Origin of the sequence: Luteococcus sp. Sow4_B9, from assembly GCF_052116585.1 — a bacterium.
GTDB lineage: Bacteria > Actinomycetota > Actinomycetes > Propionibacteriales > Propionibacteriaceae > Luteococcus.
On the sequence record NZ_JBQKKT010000006.1, the window covers coordinates 37,373 to 52,664 of the forward strand.

The 15,292-nt window shown below is 67.1% G+C and carries 13 protein-coding genes and 2 pseudogenes; 11 read left to right on the plus strand and 4 right to left on the minus strand.

Going from position 1 to position 15,292, the window contains the following annotated elements; all coding sequences use genetic code 11:
• Positions 1 to 3 precede the first annotated feature (3 nt).
• On the plus strand, positions 4 to 957 hold the full coding sequence (locus tag ACTQ49_RS05650; RefSeq protein ID WP_441826875.1) for an ROK family glucokinase: 954 nt from the start codon (positions 4 to 6) through the stop codon (positions 955 to 957).
• A 231-nt stretch (positions 958 to 1,188) separates the two neighbouring features.
• Here the strand turns inward: ACTQ49_RS05650 and ACTQ49_RS05655 are convergent, their stop codons facing one another.
• Together ACTQ49_RS05655 and ACTQ49_RS05660 are read right to left on the minus strand one after the other, a co-directional pair.
• The gene (locus tag ACTQ49_RS05655) at positions 1,189 to 1,893 is read right to left on the minus strand and encodes a response regulator transcription factor (protein ID WP_441826876.1); all 705 of its coding nucleotides are present in this window, start codon (positions 1,891 to 1,893) and stop codon (positions 1,189 to 1,191) included.
• Positions 1,890 to 3,140 carry a sensor histidine kinase gene (locus ACTQ49_RS05660; protein ID WP_441826877.1) on the minus strand — a complete coding sequence of 417 codons (1,251 nt, stop codon included), beginning with the start codon at positions 3,138 to 3,140 and terminating at the stop codon, positions 1,890 to 1,892. Before ACTQ49_RS05660 ends, ACTQ49_RS05655 begins: the two co-directional genes overlap by 4 nt.
• Positions 3,141 to 3,307: 167 nt before the next feature.
• Between ACTQ49_RS05660 and ACTQ49_RS05665 the strand changes: the two genes are divergently transcribed.
• Together ACTQ49_RS05665 and ACTQ49_RS05670 are read left to right on the plus strand one after the other, a co-directional pair.
• Positions 3,308 to 4,216: an ABC transporter ATP-binding protein gene (locus ACTQ49_RS05665; RefSeq protein ID WP_441826878.1), complete on the plus strand. Its 909-nt coding sequence runs from the start codon at positions 3,308 to 3,310 to the stop codon at positions 4,214 to 4,216.
• A complete protein-coding gene (locus ACTQ49_RS05670) occupies positions 4,213 to 5,031 on the plus strand; it encodes a hypothetical protein (RefSeq protein WP_441826879.1) in 819 nt (272 codons plus the stop codon). The genes ACTQ49_RS05665 and ACTQ49_RS05670 overlap by 4 nt, the downstream gene beginning before the upstream one ends.
• Positions 5,032 to 5,237: 206 nt before the next feature.
• Here the strand turns inward: ACTQ49_RS05670 and ACTQ49_RS05675 are convergent, their stop codons facing one another.
• A complete protein-coding gene (locus ACTQ49_RS05675) occupies positions 5,238 to 5,714 on the minus strand; it encodes a DUF2382 domain-containing protein (protein WP_441826880.1) in 477 nt (158 codons plus the stop codon).
• Between the two features lie 221 nt (positions 5,715 to 5,935).
• Between ACTQ49_RS05675 and ACTQ49_RS05680 the strand changes: the two are divergent.
• The 5 genes and pseudogenes from ACTQ49_RS05680 to ACTQ49_RS05700 form a co-directional block, all read left to right on the plus strand.
• Positions 5,936 to 7,290, plus strand: a pseudogene (locus tag ACTQ49_RS05680) (alpha,alpha-phosphotrehalase); the annotation flags it as partial.
• Positions 7,291 to 7,308: 18 nt separating this feature from the next.
• On the plus strand, positions 7,309 to 7,581 hold the full coding sequence (locus tag ACTQ49_RS05685; protein WP_441826970.1) for a hypothetical protein: 273 nt from the start codon (positions 7,309 to 7,311) through the stop codon (positions 7,579 to 7,581).
• Between the two features lie 61 nt (positions 7,582 to 7,642).
• A complete protein-coding gene (locus ACTQ49_RS05690; protein WP_441826881.1) occupies positions 7,643 to 9,826 on the plus strand; it encodes a glucose PTS transporter subunit IIA in 2,184 nt (727 codons plus the stop codon).
• A 183-nt stretch (positions 9,827 to 10,009) separates the two neighbouring features.
• Entirely contained in the window at positions 10,010 to 10,654 is a 645-nt protein-coding gene (locus tag ACTQ49_RS05695; protein WP_441826882.1) for an HAD-IA family hydrolase, read from the plus strand.
• Between the two features lie 85 nt (positions 10,655 to 10,739).
• Complete coding sequence (locus tag ACTQ49_RS05700) at positions 10,740 to 11,678, plus strand: alpha/beta fold hydrolase (protein WP_441826883.1); 939 nt, start codon at positions 10,740 to 10,742, stop codon at positions 11,676 to 11,678.
• Here the strand turns inward: ACTQ49_RS05700 and ACTQ49_RS05705 are convergent.
• Positions 11,675 to 12,328: a DUF6037 family protein gene (locus ACTQ49_RS05705; RefSeq protein ID WP_441826884.1), complete on the minus strand. Its 654-nt coding sequence runs from the start codon at positions 12,326 to 12,328 to the stop codon at positions 11,675 to 11,677. The two genes, ACTQ49_RS05700 and ACTQ49_RS05705, sit on opposite strands and share 4 nt — an antisense overlap.
• A gap of 342 nt (positions 12,329 to 12,670) precedes the next feature.
• On the opposite strand from ACTQ49_RS05705, the pseudogene ACTQ49_RS05710 reads away from it, so the two are divergent.
• The 3 genes and pseudogenes from ACTQ49_RS05710 to ACTQ49_RS05720 form a co-directional block, all read left to right on the plus strand.
• Positions 12,671 to 12,994 (plus strand): annotated as a pseudogene (locus tag ACTQ49_RS05710) (transposase family protein); the annotation flags it as partial.
• Between the two features lie 71 nt (positions 12,995 to 13,065).
• Entirely contained in the window at positions 13,066 to 13,821 is a 756-nt protein-coding gene (locus tag ACTQ49_RS05715) for an ISL3 family transposase (RefSeq protein WP_441826885.1), read from the plus strand.
• Between the two features lie 237 nt (positions 13,822 to 14,058).
• Entirely contained in the window at positions 14,059 to 15,135 is a 1,077-nt protein-coding gene (locus ACTQ49_RS05720) for an IS110 family transposase (RefSeq protein ID WP_441826886.1), read from the plus strand.
• The last annotated feature ends 157 nt before the right edge of the window (positions 15,136 to 15,292 follow it).

The window sequence follows — 15,292 nt, forward strand, 5'->3', positions numbered from 1 at the left end:
AGCATGGCACTGGCCATCGGAGTTGATGTCGGCGGGACCAAGATCGCGGCAGGTGTGGTGGACGAGTGGGGCAAGATCGTCGCCCAGCTGCGCCAGCCAACCCCCGCGGGCAGCTCCGACGAGGTGGCATCCACCATCGCGGCGATGGCCCAGCAACTGGCCGACGAGCACGGCGCCACCAGCATCGGGATCGGCGCCGCTGGCTTCGTCGACGAGGATCGTGCCCAGGTGGTCTTTGCCCCCAACCTGGCCTGGCGCAATGAACCCTTGAAGGCGCGCATCGAGCAGGCCACCGGCATTCCCACCGTCGTTGAGAATGACGCGAATGCGGCGGGCTGGGCGGAGAACCGCTTCGGCGCGGCGCAGGATGCCCGCTCCGCCGTGGTGCTGACCATCGGCACCGGCGTGGGAGGGGCCATCATCAACAACAACCAGCTGGTGCGCGGCGCCAACGGATTCGCCGGGGAGCTGGGGCACTTCATCATCCGCCCCGGCGGCCGCCGCTGCGGTTGTGGCCTGCGCGGGTGTTGGGAGCGTTACGGATCGGGCAGTGCCCTGGTTCTGGAGGCGCGCGAGCTCGCCAGCGTGGCACCCCACCGGGCGGAGCGACTGCTGGAGCTGGCCGGCGGCAATCCCCTGCAGGTGCAGGGTCACCACATCTCCCAGGCCGCCCGCGAGGGCGATCCGGCGGCGCTGGACTGCTTCGAGACGCTGGGCGACTGGATCGGCCGTGGCATGGCCGTCATCGACGCGATCCTGGACCCCGATGTCTTCGTGCTGGCCGGTGGCGTGGCCGAGGCGGGAGACCTGTTGCGCGAACCCGTGTTGAAGAGTTTCCACAAGCGCTTGACCGCCCAGGGCTACCGGGATGCCCCGCACGTGCGGCTCGCGACGCTGGGCAATGACGCGGGGTTGATCGGCGCCGCCGACCTCTCCCGGGTGGCGGAGACCGCCTGATCCTCCGCGGCGAGATCCCGCCCGGGCGTCTTCCCCGCCGTGCGTCTTCCCCGCCGTGCGTCTGCCCCACCCGGGCGTACGGAAACAGATGCATACGCGGTGTCCAGCGCAGTATGTGCACTGGACACCGCATATGCATCTGTTTCGGTGCAGGTGGGGGACTGGGCGGAGGCGCACGGGGGCGTACGGAAAACAGGCGGGGCCTATCGGGGGCTGACAGACGCAATCGGGTCAGCGACGCATCGCATCGTGCACCACCAGCGCGGCCTGCACCCGGTTCTCGGCGCCGAGCTTGGCCAGGATGCTGGACACGTGCGCCTTCACCGTGGGCAGGGAAAGGTGGAGTTGCGAGGCGATCTCGGCATTGGCCAGGCCGTCGGCCAGGGCGTCGGCCACCTCGCGCTCCCGGGCCGTGAGCGCCTCCAGCCGACGTCTGGCATCGGCCGCCTGCCCTTGGTCCTTCACCGTGCCGGCGGCCCGCATCATCACCTGGGCCAGGACGGTTGGCGACAGGGCCGGTTCGCCCTCTGCGACGGCCTGTACGGCGCTGATGATGCGCGGAGGAGGCGTGTCCTTGAGCAGGAATCCAGAGGCGCCGGCGCGAATGGCCTCCACCACCAGCTCGTCGGCATCAAAGGTGGTCAACACCAGCACCTTGGCCTCCGGGCGGGCGGCCAGCACCTGCCGGGTGGCCTCGATGCCGTCAGTGCGTGGCATCCGGATGTCCATCAGCACCACATCGGCCTGCTCACGGGCCACCACCTCTGCGGCGCCGAAGCCGTCGTCATGCTCGGCCACCACATTGATCCGGGGGCCACGCAGCATCAGCCGGAGGCCGGCGCGCACCAGGGCGTCGTCGTCGACGATCACCACGCGGAGCGGGGGACGCTCGTCGCCCCCGCCAACGGAAGCTGCCTGGTCAGGGGAATCGCTCATGATCCAATCCTCACATTCCAGGGCAGTCGCGCCCGTACGACGAACTCGGTTCCGGTGCGGGCGCCCACCAGGGTGCCGCCCGCCAGTTCGGCCCGCTCACGCAGGCCAGCCAACCCCAGACCTGCACCCGGCACCCCCGTGGGCTCGTTGCCCAGGGGATTGCGCACACAAATCTCCAGACCGCGCTCGGCATCGCCGTCCACCTCCACCAGCACCGGGAGCGACTGCGCGTGTTTGCGGGCATTGGTCAGGGACTCCTGGATGATGCGGTGCGCGTGGCGGGCGGTGCTGGGGCTCAATTCCGCAGAGCGTGGCCAGAACTCGTCGGGCACCCTCAACTGCACCCTGGCACCGGCTGACTCCTCCTGCGCCACCAGCGCGGGCAGGTCCAGCAGCGACGGCTGCGGCGGTGCCACCGGATCCGTCTCCTCGGCACGCAGCACTCCGAGCACCTCGCGCAATTCCTCCAGAGCCTGGTGGCTGGTCTCGCGGATCAGGTTCGCAGTCTCCCGCGATTCCTGCGGTGTCAGGTCGTCCTTGAAGGCCAGCACCCCGGCGTGCAGGCTGATCAGGCTGATCTTGTGCGCCAGAACGTCGTGCATCTCGCGGGCGATCCGGGCGCGCTCGGCGATCTGGGCCTGCGCGACGCGGGCCCCCTGCTCCAGCTGCGCCAGTTCCGCCGCCGTGCGCCAGGACCGCACGAGCTCGGCGCGAGCTCCTCGGTTCCATCCGATGGCCATCACGATGCCGAAGACGAGCAGCTGCAAGACCAGAAGGAAGGCCACACCGCCGGCGCCGCCGCGCAAGAGGGACCCATCGGCCGTGGCGTGACCGGAGACCACGAGGTCATTCACCACGCCGCCGATCATCCAGACGGTGCCGACGACCAGGACCTCGGGCCAGCGTCGCCGCGCCGCCAAGGCGAGCAGCGCCGCGAGGGCAGCGGGCAGAATCCCCGCGGAGACGAAGCAGGCCAGCAACAGCAGGCCAGTGACCACGCGCGGATGGCTGTGCCGCCAGACGATCGCTGGTGTCAGGACCAGGGTGACAAGCAGATCCACGCCCATGTAGGCGTGCGCGACGTGGGGCACCGGAAGGTCCAAGGCCTCGTACCAGACCGCGAGCCACAGCGACAGACCGATCGCGTAGCACAGCAGCACCCGCCACGCCTGGGACGCGATCCGACGCCAGCGCGGGCGTCGCTCGGTCTCGTAGCGGGCGGCCACCGCCACCACTGGGCTGCTCATGACGGTCAGTCTAGGGACCGGCCCTGACACTCTCGTCGCCCATGGCTTGCGGCACTTCCGGCAGCCAGCGCTGCTGGGCGACCCGAGCCGCAATCCGAGACTTCAGTAGGGGGCCTGATGGGCCACCGACCGATGCTTCCCCCCGCAACTGGTGCAAGGTTGGGGCCATGATCGTCGCAGACCGTCTCACCAAGAGCTATGGCCAGCAGCTGGCCGTGGACTCCGTGAGCTTTGCCGCCACCCCCGGGCGGGTCTGTGCCCTGGCCGGCGTGCTCGGATCGGGACGTTCGACGATCCTGCGGATGGTCTGCGGGCTGACCCCGCCCACCAGTGGTTCCGCCCTGGTCCTGGGACGCCCCTTCCAGGAGCTGCCCAATCCGTCGAGGCACGTGGGTGTGATGCTCGACGCCTCCGCCCAGCACCCCGGACGGACCGGGCAGGAGGTCTTGCAGCTGGCAGCCCTCGTCGCGGGGGTGCCGCGCACTCGCATCGAGGAGGTGCGGCAAGCCGTCCTGTTGGGTGCAGATGATCTGCGACGCAAGGTACGCGACTACACCGCGACCATGCGTCAGCAGCTGGCGCTGGCGGCCGCCCTGATTGGCCGCCCATCGGTGCTGGTGCTCGACGAACCGGCCACCCAGCTGGGAGCGCAGGGCCGCGCGCGCCTCGACGGCCTGCTGCGTTCGGTGGCCCGTGATGGTGGCACCGTGCTGTTCACCGCGCGCACGGTGGGCGAGGTCGAACTGCTCGCCGACGACGTGGTGGTCATGTCCGCCGGGCGCGTGGTGGCCGCGGGCTCCGTTTCCGAGCTGATGAGCGATCCGGGCAGTATCGCCGATTCCGAACAGCGCGACCTGCTGTTGCACACGCTGCTGACCGCGGGCATCGGCTGCCGAGTGCGGCCGGACCGCACCCTCGACGTGAGCGCGACGCCCGAGCGGGTAGGTCAAGTGGCCAGGGATGCCGGGATCGCCCTCACCGAGCTGCGGCGTTCTGAGCGCAGCCCGCTGGACAACTTGTTGGAAGCACCGCGAGACGGATCCGCCGGCTCCGACCTACGACGGGTGGTGGCATGACCATGGAGTTGATCGCCAGCAATGCCCACGCCACACCCGCGCCGCTCGTCGGCGCCCGCCCCGTACAGGCCCCGGGTGTCTCGCTGCTGCGCCTGACCCGCGTCGAGTTCCGCAAACAGGTCAACACACCGGCGGCCCAGGCGGTGCTGGTGCTGGTGCTGGTGGTGACCATCGCCACCATGGGGCCGGCGCTGTGGAGCGGGCGCCAGCAGGGCGTCGCGTTGGATGCCTTGCTGATCCGGGCCCTCGCACCGCAGGCCCTCCTGCTGCCGATCCTGGGAATTCTCACCGCCTGCAATGAGTGGAGTGAGCGCACTGCCCTGGTCACCTTCATCCAGGAGCCTCGCCGCTGGCGGGTGGTGGTGGCCAAGGTGACGGCCACCGCGGGACTCGCACTGGGCCTGGGAGTGCTGCCCTTGGGGTTGGTGTGGGTGGCTCAGCTGATGTCGTCGGTCCTGGCCCCCAACCACGTGCCCTCGCTGCAGGGGATCCCGCTCGCCCAGGTGTTGGCGATCCTGACGGCCCAGGTGCTGTTGGTCATGCAGGGCATCGCCTTGGGCATGGCGATGCTCAGCATCCCGCTCTCGCTGTTGGTGTGGGCCAGTTGCCCGCTGGAGGTCGTCTTCCTTCGGATGAATGACCGGCTGTCGCAGTCGCAGGAGTGGCTGAGTCTGTCCCTGGCGGCCCGGGCGATTGCGGCCAATGGGTCTCCGACGCTCACGTCCTGGGCACAGCTGGGCACGGCTGGCATCATCTGGGTCTTCGTGCCGCTCTCGGTCGGGATGGTCCGTGTGTACACCAAGGAGCTGCCCTGACGCCGCAGCCGACGACCATCGTGACCTTCCGCTCCCCTACCTGCCCGGTCACCCGCCGGGTTGTCGCCTGACCACACGTCGGGCACCTTGAGGCAGCAGGCCCGCACCGGATGGGTGCGGGGCCTGCTGCACAGGTCAGGACTGCGTGCAACTCAGAACGGGACGCGGATCAGTACTGGACGCGGATCAGAACCGGCGGCTGGAGCTCAGTACTGGACCGGGATCTCCGGGTCAGTGGTGATGCTGAGCCGCTCCTTGGCCAAGGTCTCCTCCACCTCGACGGCCGACCGCTGGGTGTCGACGATCAGCTGCACCTCTTCGTAGGGGACGGTGTCCACCACGACGCGCGGCACCTCCTGGTGCAGGACGTGCGTGGCCACCACCCGGCTGTTCACGGTGTCGGTGGAGCCGCGCACCGTCGACGGGTGGGCCGCCGGCACCGACTCGTCGGGGTACTCCACCACCAGCTCCTCACGCCGAACGGGAATGGTGATGGTGCGCTCCTCCGTGACGATGCGCCGGGTGACCTTCACCGTGGCCCACTCGTGCTTCTCGGCGTGCGCGACGATCCGCTCCTCGTGGCGCGTGACCTCGACGCCGTCGTCGTGCGTGCGCTTCATGCCGTCGTCGTGCGTGCGCACCGTGCCGTCTGCTCCTGCGGTGGTGAGTTCCTCGTCGCTCATGTCCGGCTCCTCCCGTGTGGATGGCGGACGCCCCGCGGCGGGCAGCACCCCGGAACGCTCCTGTCTGCTGTGGCAGTTCGCTGTGGAAATGGTGTCACGGCTCGCTGGCCACAACCTCCCCTATTCACCAATGGCTGAACGCTGGGCTCTGGTGGGACACTCCTCAACGCTGTTAGGTTCTCTGGAAGGCAGCACCGTGGCTGCCCCGAGCGGAGGACGGCATGACCTTCCACGAGTCGGTGGTCTACCAGATCTACCCCAAGTCATTCAGGGACTCGAATGCCGACGGCATCGGCGACCTGCGAGGAATCATCGAGAAGGTTGACCACATCGCCTCACTGGGTGTTGACCTGGTCTGGCTCAACCCCTTCTACCCGTCTCCCCAACGGGACAACGGATATGACGTGAGCGACTATTGCGCCGTCGATCCGGCGATGGGCACCATGGCGGACTTCGAGGAGCTTGTGGCCCGACTGGCCGAACACGGGATCGGCGTGATGCTGGACATGGTGCTGAACCACACCTCCACGGCCCACCCGTGGTTCCAGGCGGCCCTGGCCGGTGACCCGAAGTACCGGGACTACTACATCGTCCGACCCCCACGGCCCGACGGCGGTCTGCCCACCAGCTGGGGTTCGAAATTCGGCGGTCCGGCGTGGGCACCCTTCGGGGAGACCGGCGACTTCTACCTGCACCTGTTCGACGTCACGCAGGCGGACCTGGACTGGCGCAATCCCGACGTGCGCGACGAGATGGCCCACGTGGTGAACTTCTGGCGCGGCAAGGGCGTCAAGGCCTTCCGCTTCGACGTGATCAACCTGATCGGAAAGGCAGCCGAGCTGCGCGACGGCACACCCGGCACCGACGGCCGCGACGCCTACACCGACGGCCCACAGGTGCACGACTACCTGCAGGAGCTGCGTCGCAACAGCTTCGGCCAGGACCCGGATTCGGTGACCGTCGGCGAGATGTCGTCGACCTCGATCGAGGCCTGCGTCGGCTATTCCAATCCGACAACGGCGAGTTGGACATAGTCTTCAACTTCCACCACCTGAAGGTGGACTACGCCAACGGCCAGAAGTGGACCCTGGTGCCCCATGACCTGGCCGCCCTGAAGCGGATCCTCGACGAATGGGCCACCGGCATGCAGGAGGGCAATGGCTGGAATGCGCTCTTCTGGAACAACCATGACCAGCCGCGGGCGCTGGACCGGTTCGGCGACCCGCAGGACTTCCACGCACAGTCGGCGACGATGCTGGCCACCGTCATCCACCTGATGCGCGGCACCCCCTATGTGTACATGGGCGAAGAGATCGGCATGACCGATCCCGAGTACCTGTTGATGAGCGACTACGTCGACGTGGAGGCCCACAACGCCTACGCCGAGCTGCTCGCCACCGGTGAGAGCGCCGAGCGTGCCTTCCAGATCGTCCATTCCAAGGCCCGTGACAATGCCCGTACCCCGATGCAGTGGGATGACAGCCCCAATGCGGGTTTCACCGACGGCATTCCGTGGCTGCGCCCCACCAACCAGGACCGGATCAATGTGGCCGCCGAGCAGGACTCGGGGCGCATCCTGGGCCACTACCGTCGCCTGATCCAGCTTCGCAAGAGCGAACCCCTGATCAGCGCGGGCCGCTACGAGTCCTTCGACTCCGGACACGAAGCCGTCTTCGGTTACCTGCGCACCTTGCAGGAGCGCAGGCTGCTGGTGCTGGGGAACTTCCGCGGCGAGCCGGCCGGCATCCAGATTCCCCCCGAATTCGCCGACGGCACCCTGTTGATCGGCAATCACGATGACGCAGTCGTCTCCCGCGAGATGATGCTGCGCCCCTATGAAGCTCTGGGCATCGTCGTGGAGCCCTGAGCACCCCACTGGCGCCTACTGTCCCGGGCGCCGCCACGAATCCCCAAGGGAGAGGAACCCCATGACAACCGACGAGATCCCGCAGCTGCGGCCCGAAAGGCTCGTGGCACCGATGGCGGGCGAGGTGATCGACCTGGCCGACGTGCCCGATCCCGCCTTTGCCAGCAAGAAGATGGGCGACGGCTTCGCGGTGCGGCCCACCGGCAATGAGGTGGTGGCACCGGCCGACGGCACCGTCTTCATGTCTGCCAAGACCGGCCACGCGTTGGGCTTCCGCACCCCCGAGGGCCTCGAACTGCTGCTGCACCTGGGCATCGACACCGTCGAGCTGGAGGGCAAGCCCTTCGCCCTGACCGCGGCCAAGGGCCAGGAGGTGAAGGCCGGTGACTCGCTGGGCACCATGGACCTGGATGCCGTCGTCGCGGCGGGCAAGGACACCTCGGCGATCTTCATCATCACCAACACCAAGAAGCGCCTCGACAGCCTCGAGGTGAGCTTCGGTCCTGCCGAGCTGGGCGCGCCGGTTGCCACGGCGCAGGTGAAGCCCGCCCCCGCCAAGAAGGCCGCGGGCTCGGCCGCTGGGGCCGCGGCTGCTGGTGGAGCCGCGACTGCTGGGGCCTCGACAGGCTCGGCCGCCGTGGATGGGGGCTCGGCCACCGCCGATGGGAAGCTCCCCGAGCCTGTCAACACCTCGGTCCCCGAGCCTGTCGCTGCATCGTCGACCCCCGAGCCTGTCGAGGGGTCCGGCCACGCCGCGCTCGACCGGGAAACCCTGGACGGCTATGACCTGTTGGCCTACGACATCATCGACAACGTCGGCGGTGCCGACAACATCCGCTCGGTGATCCACTGCATCACCCGCGTGCGCTTCTACCTCAAGGACCAGAAGCTCGCCAAGGACGAGGTGGTGGCCAACCTCGACGGCGTCATCGACGTCGCCAAGGCCGGCGGCCAGTACCAGGTGGTGATCGGCCCGGCCGTCGAGGAGGTCTTCGACGCGGTGGTCAAGCAGCTGCCCCAGGTGGACAGCGTCTCGGCCGACGTCGTCGAGAAGGAGAAGCCCACCACCGCCGTCGGTTGGTTGAAGTACGGCTTCAGCGAGTTGATCGGCGTCATCACCGGATCGATGATTCCGATCATCGGCCTGCTGGCCGCCAGCGGTATCCTCAAGGGAATTCTGGCGCTGCTGATGAACTTCGAGGTCATCACCGGCGAGAGCTCCACCTACATGGCGATCAATGCCATGAGTGACTCGGTCTTCTTCTTCCTGCCGATCTTCGTCGGGTTCACCGCCGCCAAACGGCTGGGTTCCGACCCGATCGTGGTGGCCATCATCGGCGGCGTGCTCACCTACCCGACCATCGTGGAGGCCGCCGGCAAGGAAGGCTCCACCAGTTTGCTGGGCATGAGCATGAATGCCGACTTCTTCGGCATCCCCTACCCGCTGGCCAGCTACTCCTACTCGATCTTCCCGATCATCGTCGCCGCGTGGTTGGCCTCCAAGGTGGAGCCCTTCTTGAAGAAGATCATCCCGATGACGCTGCGCATGATCTTCGTGCCCTTCTTCGAGGTCTTCATCGTCTCCGCCGCGATCCTCTTGATCCTGGGCCCGATCGTCATGCTGATCTCCGGTGGCATTGCCGCCGCCATCCAGGGCGTCTACGACCTGAACCCGACCATCGCCGGCACCCTGATCGGCGGTCTGTACCAGTCGCTGGTGATCTTCGGCCTGCACTGGGCCGTGATTCCGTTGGTGGCCAGCGACATCGCCTCCTCGGGCCACTCCTACCTCAACGCCCTCATCTCGGCGACGATGGTGGCCCAGGGTGGTGCGGTGCTCGCGATCTTCGCCAAGACCAAGGTGGCCAAGATCAAGCAGCTGGCCGGTTCCGCGACGCTGGCTGCCTTCAGCGGCATCACCGAGCCCGCCATGTACGGCTTGAACCTGAAGTATGGCCGCGCCTTCATCACCGCTTCGATCGGCGGTGCCGTGGGTGGTCTGCTCACCGGTCTGTTCAACGTCAACATGTGGGGCTTCACCGGCTCGCTGATCGGGTTCACGTCGTTCATCAACCCGAAGGACGGCATCGACTCCAGCTTCTGGGGTTACCTGATCGCCTCCGCTGCCGCGCTGGTGGTCTCCTTCGTGCTGACCTACATGTTCGGCTTCTCCGACGCCGATCTGGATGGCGAGAAGGAGGTCAAGAAGGTGCGTTTGGGCTCGCGTGAGCCCAAGGGAACCTGATCCCTCGCCCCTTCGGTTCGAAGTGGGGAGGATTTCCACCGATGTCGGTGGGAATCCTCCCCACTTTTCGGTCCTGGCGCGGTGTTCGCTCCTGTGGCCCTTGGCGAATCGGTGATGCCCGCCCAGACGTTGCCCATCTGCGGCAGATAGCCTGCAGGCAGACGATCTGAGAGGTGGAGCCGCATGTCGCAAACCCATGCAGTGGACGGAATCCTGTTCGACAACGACGGGGTGTTGGTGAATTCCATCCCGACCGCCATGCGCATCTGGCGTGAGTGGGCCAAGCAGCGCTCACTCGGAATCGATCCCACCGTGGACTTTCCCCATGGAATGCCCGCCCGCGAGTACATCGCGACGCTCGTGCCGGAAGGCGAGGCGGACGAGGCCTACCGGGAGCTTGATGAGACCGAGATTGCCCACGCCCACGAGGTGGACGCGATCCCAGGTGCGGCCGAACTCACCGCCAGCCTGCCCGCCGATCGCTGGGTGGTGGTCACCTCCGCAGGTCGAGACCTGGCGACGGCCCGGGTGCGCGCCGCCGGGCACGACCCCCAGCAGATGGTGTCCGTGGACGATGTGACCAATGGCAAGCCCCACCCAGAGCCCTACCTGCGTGGTGCCGAACTGCTGGGTCTGGAACCTTCCCGCGTGGCGGTCTTCGAGGACGCCTCTGCGGGCGTCCAGGCAGCGCGAGCCGCGGGCGTCGGCCTGGTGGTGGGCGTCGGCGACCAGCTGGATCCCTCCACCGTGGACGTCCTCGTGCCCGACCTCAGTTCGGTCAGGCGGCTGCCGTCGGACGAGGGAATCGTGTTGGAGTTCGACGTCTGAGCTCCACCCTCTGGCATCGTTCCGCAGGGCACATAGCATCGAGTCAGACGCCGCAACCGCGCGGCGATGCGACGAGGAGGTCGGCATGGCTCTGCAGGAAATCGAGTTCACGTCCAGCAATGGGCGGGACACCATCCAGGCGTGGGTGTACACCCCGGTGCGGGATCCGCGCGCGGTGGTGCAGCTGATCCACGGCTTGGGCGAGCACTCGCGGCGCTACCTGCGGCTGATCTCGGCGCTGGTCGACGAGGGTTTCATCGTGGTGGCCGACGACCATGCCGGGCACGGCCGCACCGCCATGCGCGACGGGATCTGGGGCGATGCCGGCGAGGATGCCGCGCGCGTCGTGGTGGACGACGAGATGACGTTGCAGGCCAAGGTGCGTGAACTCTTCCCCCAGCTGCCCTATGTGGTCTTCGGCCACAGCTGGGGTTCGATGATTGCGCGTGTGATGGCCATCCGCCCCGAGGCGAAATTGGACGGGTTGGCGCTGTGCGGGATTGCCACGCAGATGAAGGGCATCGAGCAGTCGATGGACCGGACGTGGTTGAAGGAGGTCGGGACCGGGCCGCAGGCCGCCGAGCCGGCCCCCGACGAGCTGGTGGGCCAGCTGTTCGACGGTTTCCTGGACCGCATCGAGGAGGGCTCGCCGCAGACGGCGTGGGTGGCGCGCGACGAGGCCGTGGTCGCCGATCACGGACGCGACCCGTTCAACAACTTCGGCGCCCCGCTCAGCGCCCGCTTCCTCAAGGGCTTTGTCGACATCTACGACCAGGCCAATGCCGACGAGTTCTACACCTCCCTGCCGGCCGACCTCCCGGTGCTGATCCTGGCCGGCGACCAGGACCCCGTCGCCAACTTTGGCGAAGGCGCATATCACGTGGCCAATCGCCTAGTGGCGACCGGCCACCAGGACGTGCGGACCCGCGTGTGGAGCGGCCTGCGCCACGAGGTGCACAACGAGCCCGAGAGCCGGGATGAGTTGGTCGCCGAGCTGGTTGGGTTCTTGTTCCAGCTGGGCTAACGAATGCCTTGGTTCTCCGACAGTCGAGCGAGAATTTCCTGATCTGTGCGCTCCTTGTGCGCATCCGACGAGTAGCAGAAGCTGAGGTTGTGCTCGTCCCGCAGGAGCTCGAACAGGGCCGGGCGCAGCAACTCCGTCTTCTGCGAGTTGAAGGACGACCGACGCCCCGGACTGCCGTCGCCGAGTGGTGGGTTGCGCCTCATGTGTGTGCAGAAGACCTTCGAAGGGTCCTCTCCGTCCGTGACATCGAGGCGGTGAACGAGTGCGCGTCGCTCCTCTGGGGCCAGACTCTTCGGAAGCCTATCCGGAACGTGGCGACCCAACGCCGTCGCGAACTGCTCGCGCAGGTCACCAAGGTTTGGGACGTACGCAATCCCGAAGAAGCGGCGGAACTCGGTCAGGTCTGCGATGTCAATCATCAGTCCGCCTGAGTTGGCGGGCGCGGTCCAGCAGCGCGCCAGGTCATGCCGGTCGGCGAAGCACAGCTCGACCAAGGCGTACTGCGGCGCCGAGGATTGCGGAATGTAACGGTGTACGAACACGAAGTAGTCGTGCCGGGCATATGGAAAGGGGAAACAGGTGACTGCCCACCCTCGCTCCTGCATGGCGTCACGAAGCACCCGCAAGTTAACCAGCGAACCTGTCCTCATGGCCCCATTCTGCCCGAGACCGGATGATGCAGCAGGAAAATCGAACAACTGGCTTCCCTAGGTGACCCCCGGCGGCAAGGAGACTCGATGGAGCCGCCCAGGGGAGTCGAACCCCTGACCTACGCATTACGGGCTCTTCGGACCTGAGGTGGGGCGGGTAGCTGGGGCCTGGTGGTGTGAGGGGTCGGGGTCTTCGGCAGGATCAGCAGCGACCAAACTCGCTGTTCCAAGAAGACCCCGACTGTGTGTGAGCCTACCGACTACTGCCCTCGTTGTGATGCCTTGATCGACCTGCCCGGTCTGCACGTGATCGCTGTCGAGCGCGACGTTGACAGGATCACCGTGGAGGTCGAGACCGCCCCGGGTGAGGGCTACTGCCCTGACTGCGGCGTGCTCGCAATGTCTCATGGCCGCCGCAGTCGAGTATTGCACGATGTCCCTTTCGGCGATGCAGCCGTGGTGATTGTGTGGCGCACCCGCACGTGGCGCTGCCGCGAAGCCCTGTGTGGCAAGGGCTGCTTCACCGAACAAGACCCTGGCATCTGCGTACCGCGGGCGGTGTTGACCCGCCGCGCCGTCCGATGGGCCGTGGGGCAGCTGCGCCGAGAACACGCCTCAGTGCTCGGACTCGCGCGCCATCTCAGAGTCGACTGGAAGACCATCTGGCGTGCGATCAAACCCGTCCTGGAGGTGGCCGATGCTGACCCGGCCCGGTTCGACGGCGTCACCACCTCGGGGTGGATGAGCACGTCTGGCACCACAAGAACCCGAAGACTCGTGGACCGAAGATGCTCACCGGCATGGTCGACTTCACCCCCAGCGACGACGGCACTGCCCGGACTCGGCTGCTCGACCTGGTGCCGGGACGTTCCGGGACGATGTATGCCGACTGGCTCCACGCCCGCGGCACAGACTGGCTCGACCACATCGAGGTCGCTGCGCTGGATCCCTTCCGTGGTTACAAGAACGCGATCGACGACCACCTCGACGACGCCACCGCCGTGTTGGACGCCTTCCACGTCGTCAAGCTCGCCACGAAGGCCGTTGACGAGGTCCGCCGCCGGGTCCAGCAGGCCACCCTCGGTCACCGGGGCCGCAAAGGCGACCCACTGTTCGGTATCCAGACCATCCTGCGCTGCTCGGCCGACAACCTGTCCGACAAGCAGAAACACCGCCTCGCCACAGCGATCGAGGCCCACGAGGCCCATGAGGAAGTGTTCATCGCCTGGCAAGCAGCGCAACGCCTCCGGGCCGTCTACCACGCCGAGTCCGCGGCTGCTGGTCGGGCCGCCGCCCAGCAGTTGCTGGACGCGTTGCCGACCTGCCCGATCCCGGAGATCGCACGCCTGGGTCGCACCCTCAAACAATGGCGCGACGCGTTCCTGGCCTACTTCGACACCGGCGGAGCATCCAACGGCCCCACCGAAGCGATCTGTGAGTCTGGGGGTGGCTGGTCTGGGATCGGCTGGTCAGGATGGTGTTGGTCGTGCTGACGCGGATGTGACCCTCGAAGCTATTGGCCCATCGCGGTGGTGCCTTTCCGTTGAATTGTCCATCCCGTCGGCGCGGCCAGCATCGTCCGGCCCACCTCGATGACCTAATCAGGAGACTGTCCAACGTAACGGTTGTGACCCATCACAGATGTGTCTCGACGTGACCTCTTCCCGAACGATGCCGGCCGCGGGCGACCACCGCCCGCCCATTCACGATCCAGGAGGCCACCGATCACCATGACCATCGTCGCTCACCATCACCCGTTCGTCATTGGCGTGGACACCCACGCCCGCACCCACGCGCTGGCGATCCTTGCCTGTCCCACCGCCGAAGTCGTCGACCAAGCACAATTCCCGACCACCACCGCCGGCCTGCGACGAGCGTTGGCCTGGGTCGGTCGTCGCACCGCTGGAGACCTCGATGTCCTGTGGGTCATTGAGGGCACTGGGACCTATGGGGCACGACTGGCGCACGCCGCCACCGAAACCGGCTACACCGTGGTCGAGGCGCCCCGCATGAACTCCCGCAACAACCGCGGCCTTGGCAAGTCCGACCCGCTCGACGCCCAACGCATCGCCGCTGCAGCGTTGCCGCTGGATCATCTCAAGCTACGCATGCCACGAGCCGACGACGGCGTCAGAGCTGCGATCAAGGTGCTACTGACCTCCCGCGACCACATGAGTACCGAACGCACCGCCACCATCAACGCCCTGACCGCGCTGCTTCGCATCGTCGATCTGGGCATCGACGCGCGACGACCCCTCAACCACAGCCAGATCACTACCGCATCCGGATGGCGACCCCGCAGCGAAGACCTCGCCACTGCAACCGCCCGCGGTGAAGCCACACGCCTGGCGAGACGGATCATAGACCTCGACCACGACCTTGCCACCGCGAGCAGACGCATCCTCGAACTCCTGCGCATGAGCCCTGCCTCCGTGCTGCTCGAGGAACCAGGGATCGGGCCCATCACCGCGGCCGTCGCATTCACAGCGTGGTCGCATCCCGGACGGGTCCGCTCCGAAGCCGCCTTCGCCAGTCTCGCCGGGACAAGCCCGATCCCAGCATCCTCCGGCAACACACAACGTCACCGCATCAACCCCGGCGGGGATCGCCGTCTCAACCAAGCACTCCACATGGCAACAGTCACACGCATGCGCATGGATCCCCGCACCCGCGCCTACGTCGCACGCCGCAGCGCCGAAGGACGAACACCCCGAGAGATCCGCCGCTGTCTCAAGCGCTACCTCGCTCGAAACATCTACCGAAAACTCAACACGGCCGCAGCCAACTGCACCCCGAGCCCTGCTTGACAGACATAGGAGATTCAACGGGCTCATCGAACTCCACCGCCGCATCGCCAGAGGCTTCCGCAATCGCGACAACTACCGACTACGCTGCCTACTCATCGCCGGAGGCCTGGACACCTGACCCCACCTCAAGTCCGAAGAGCCACTCATGGTGTGCTCC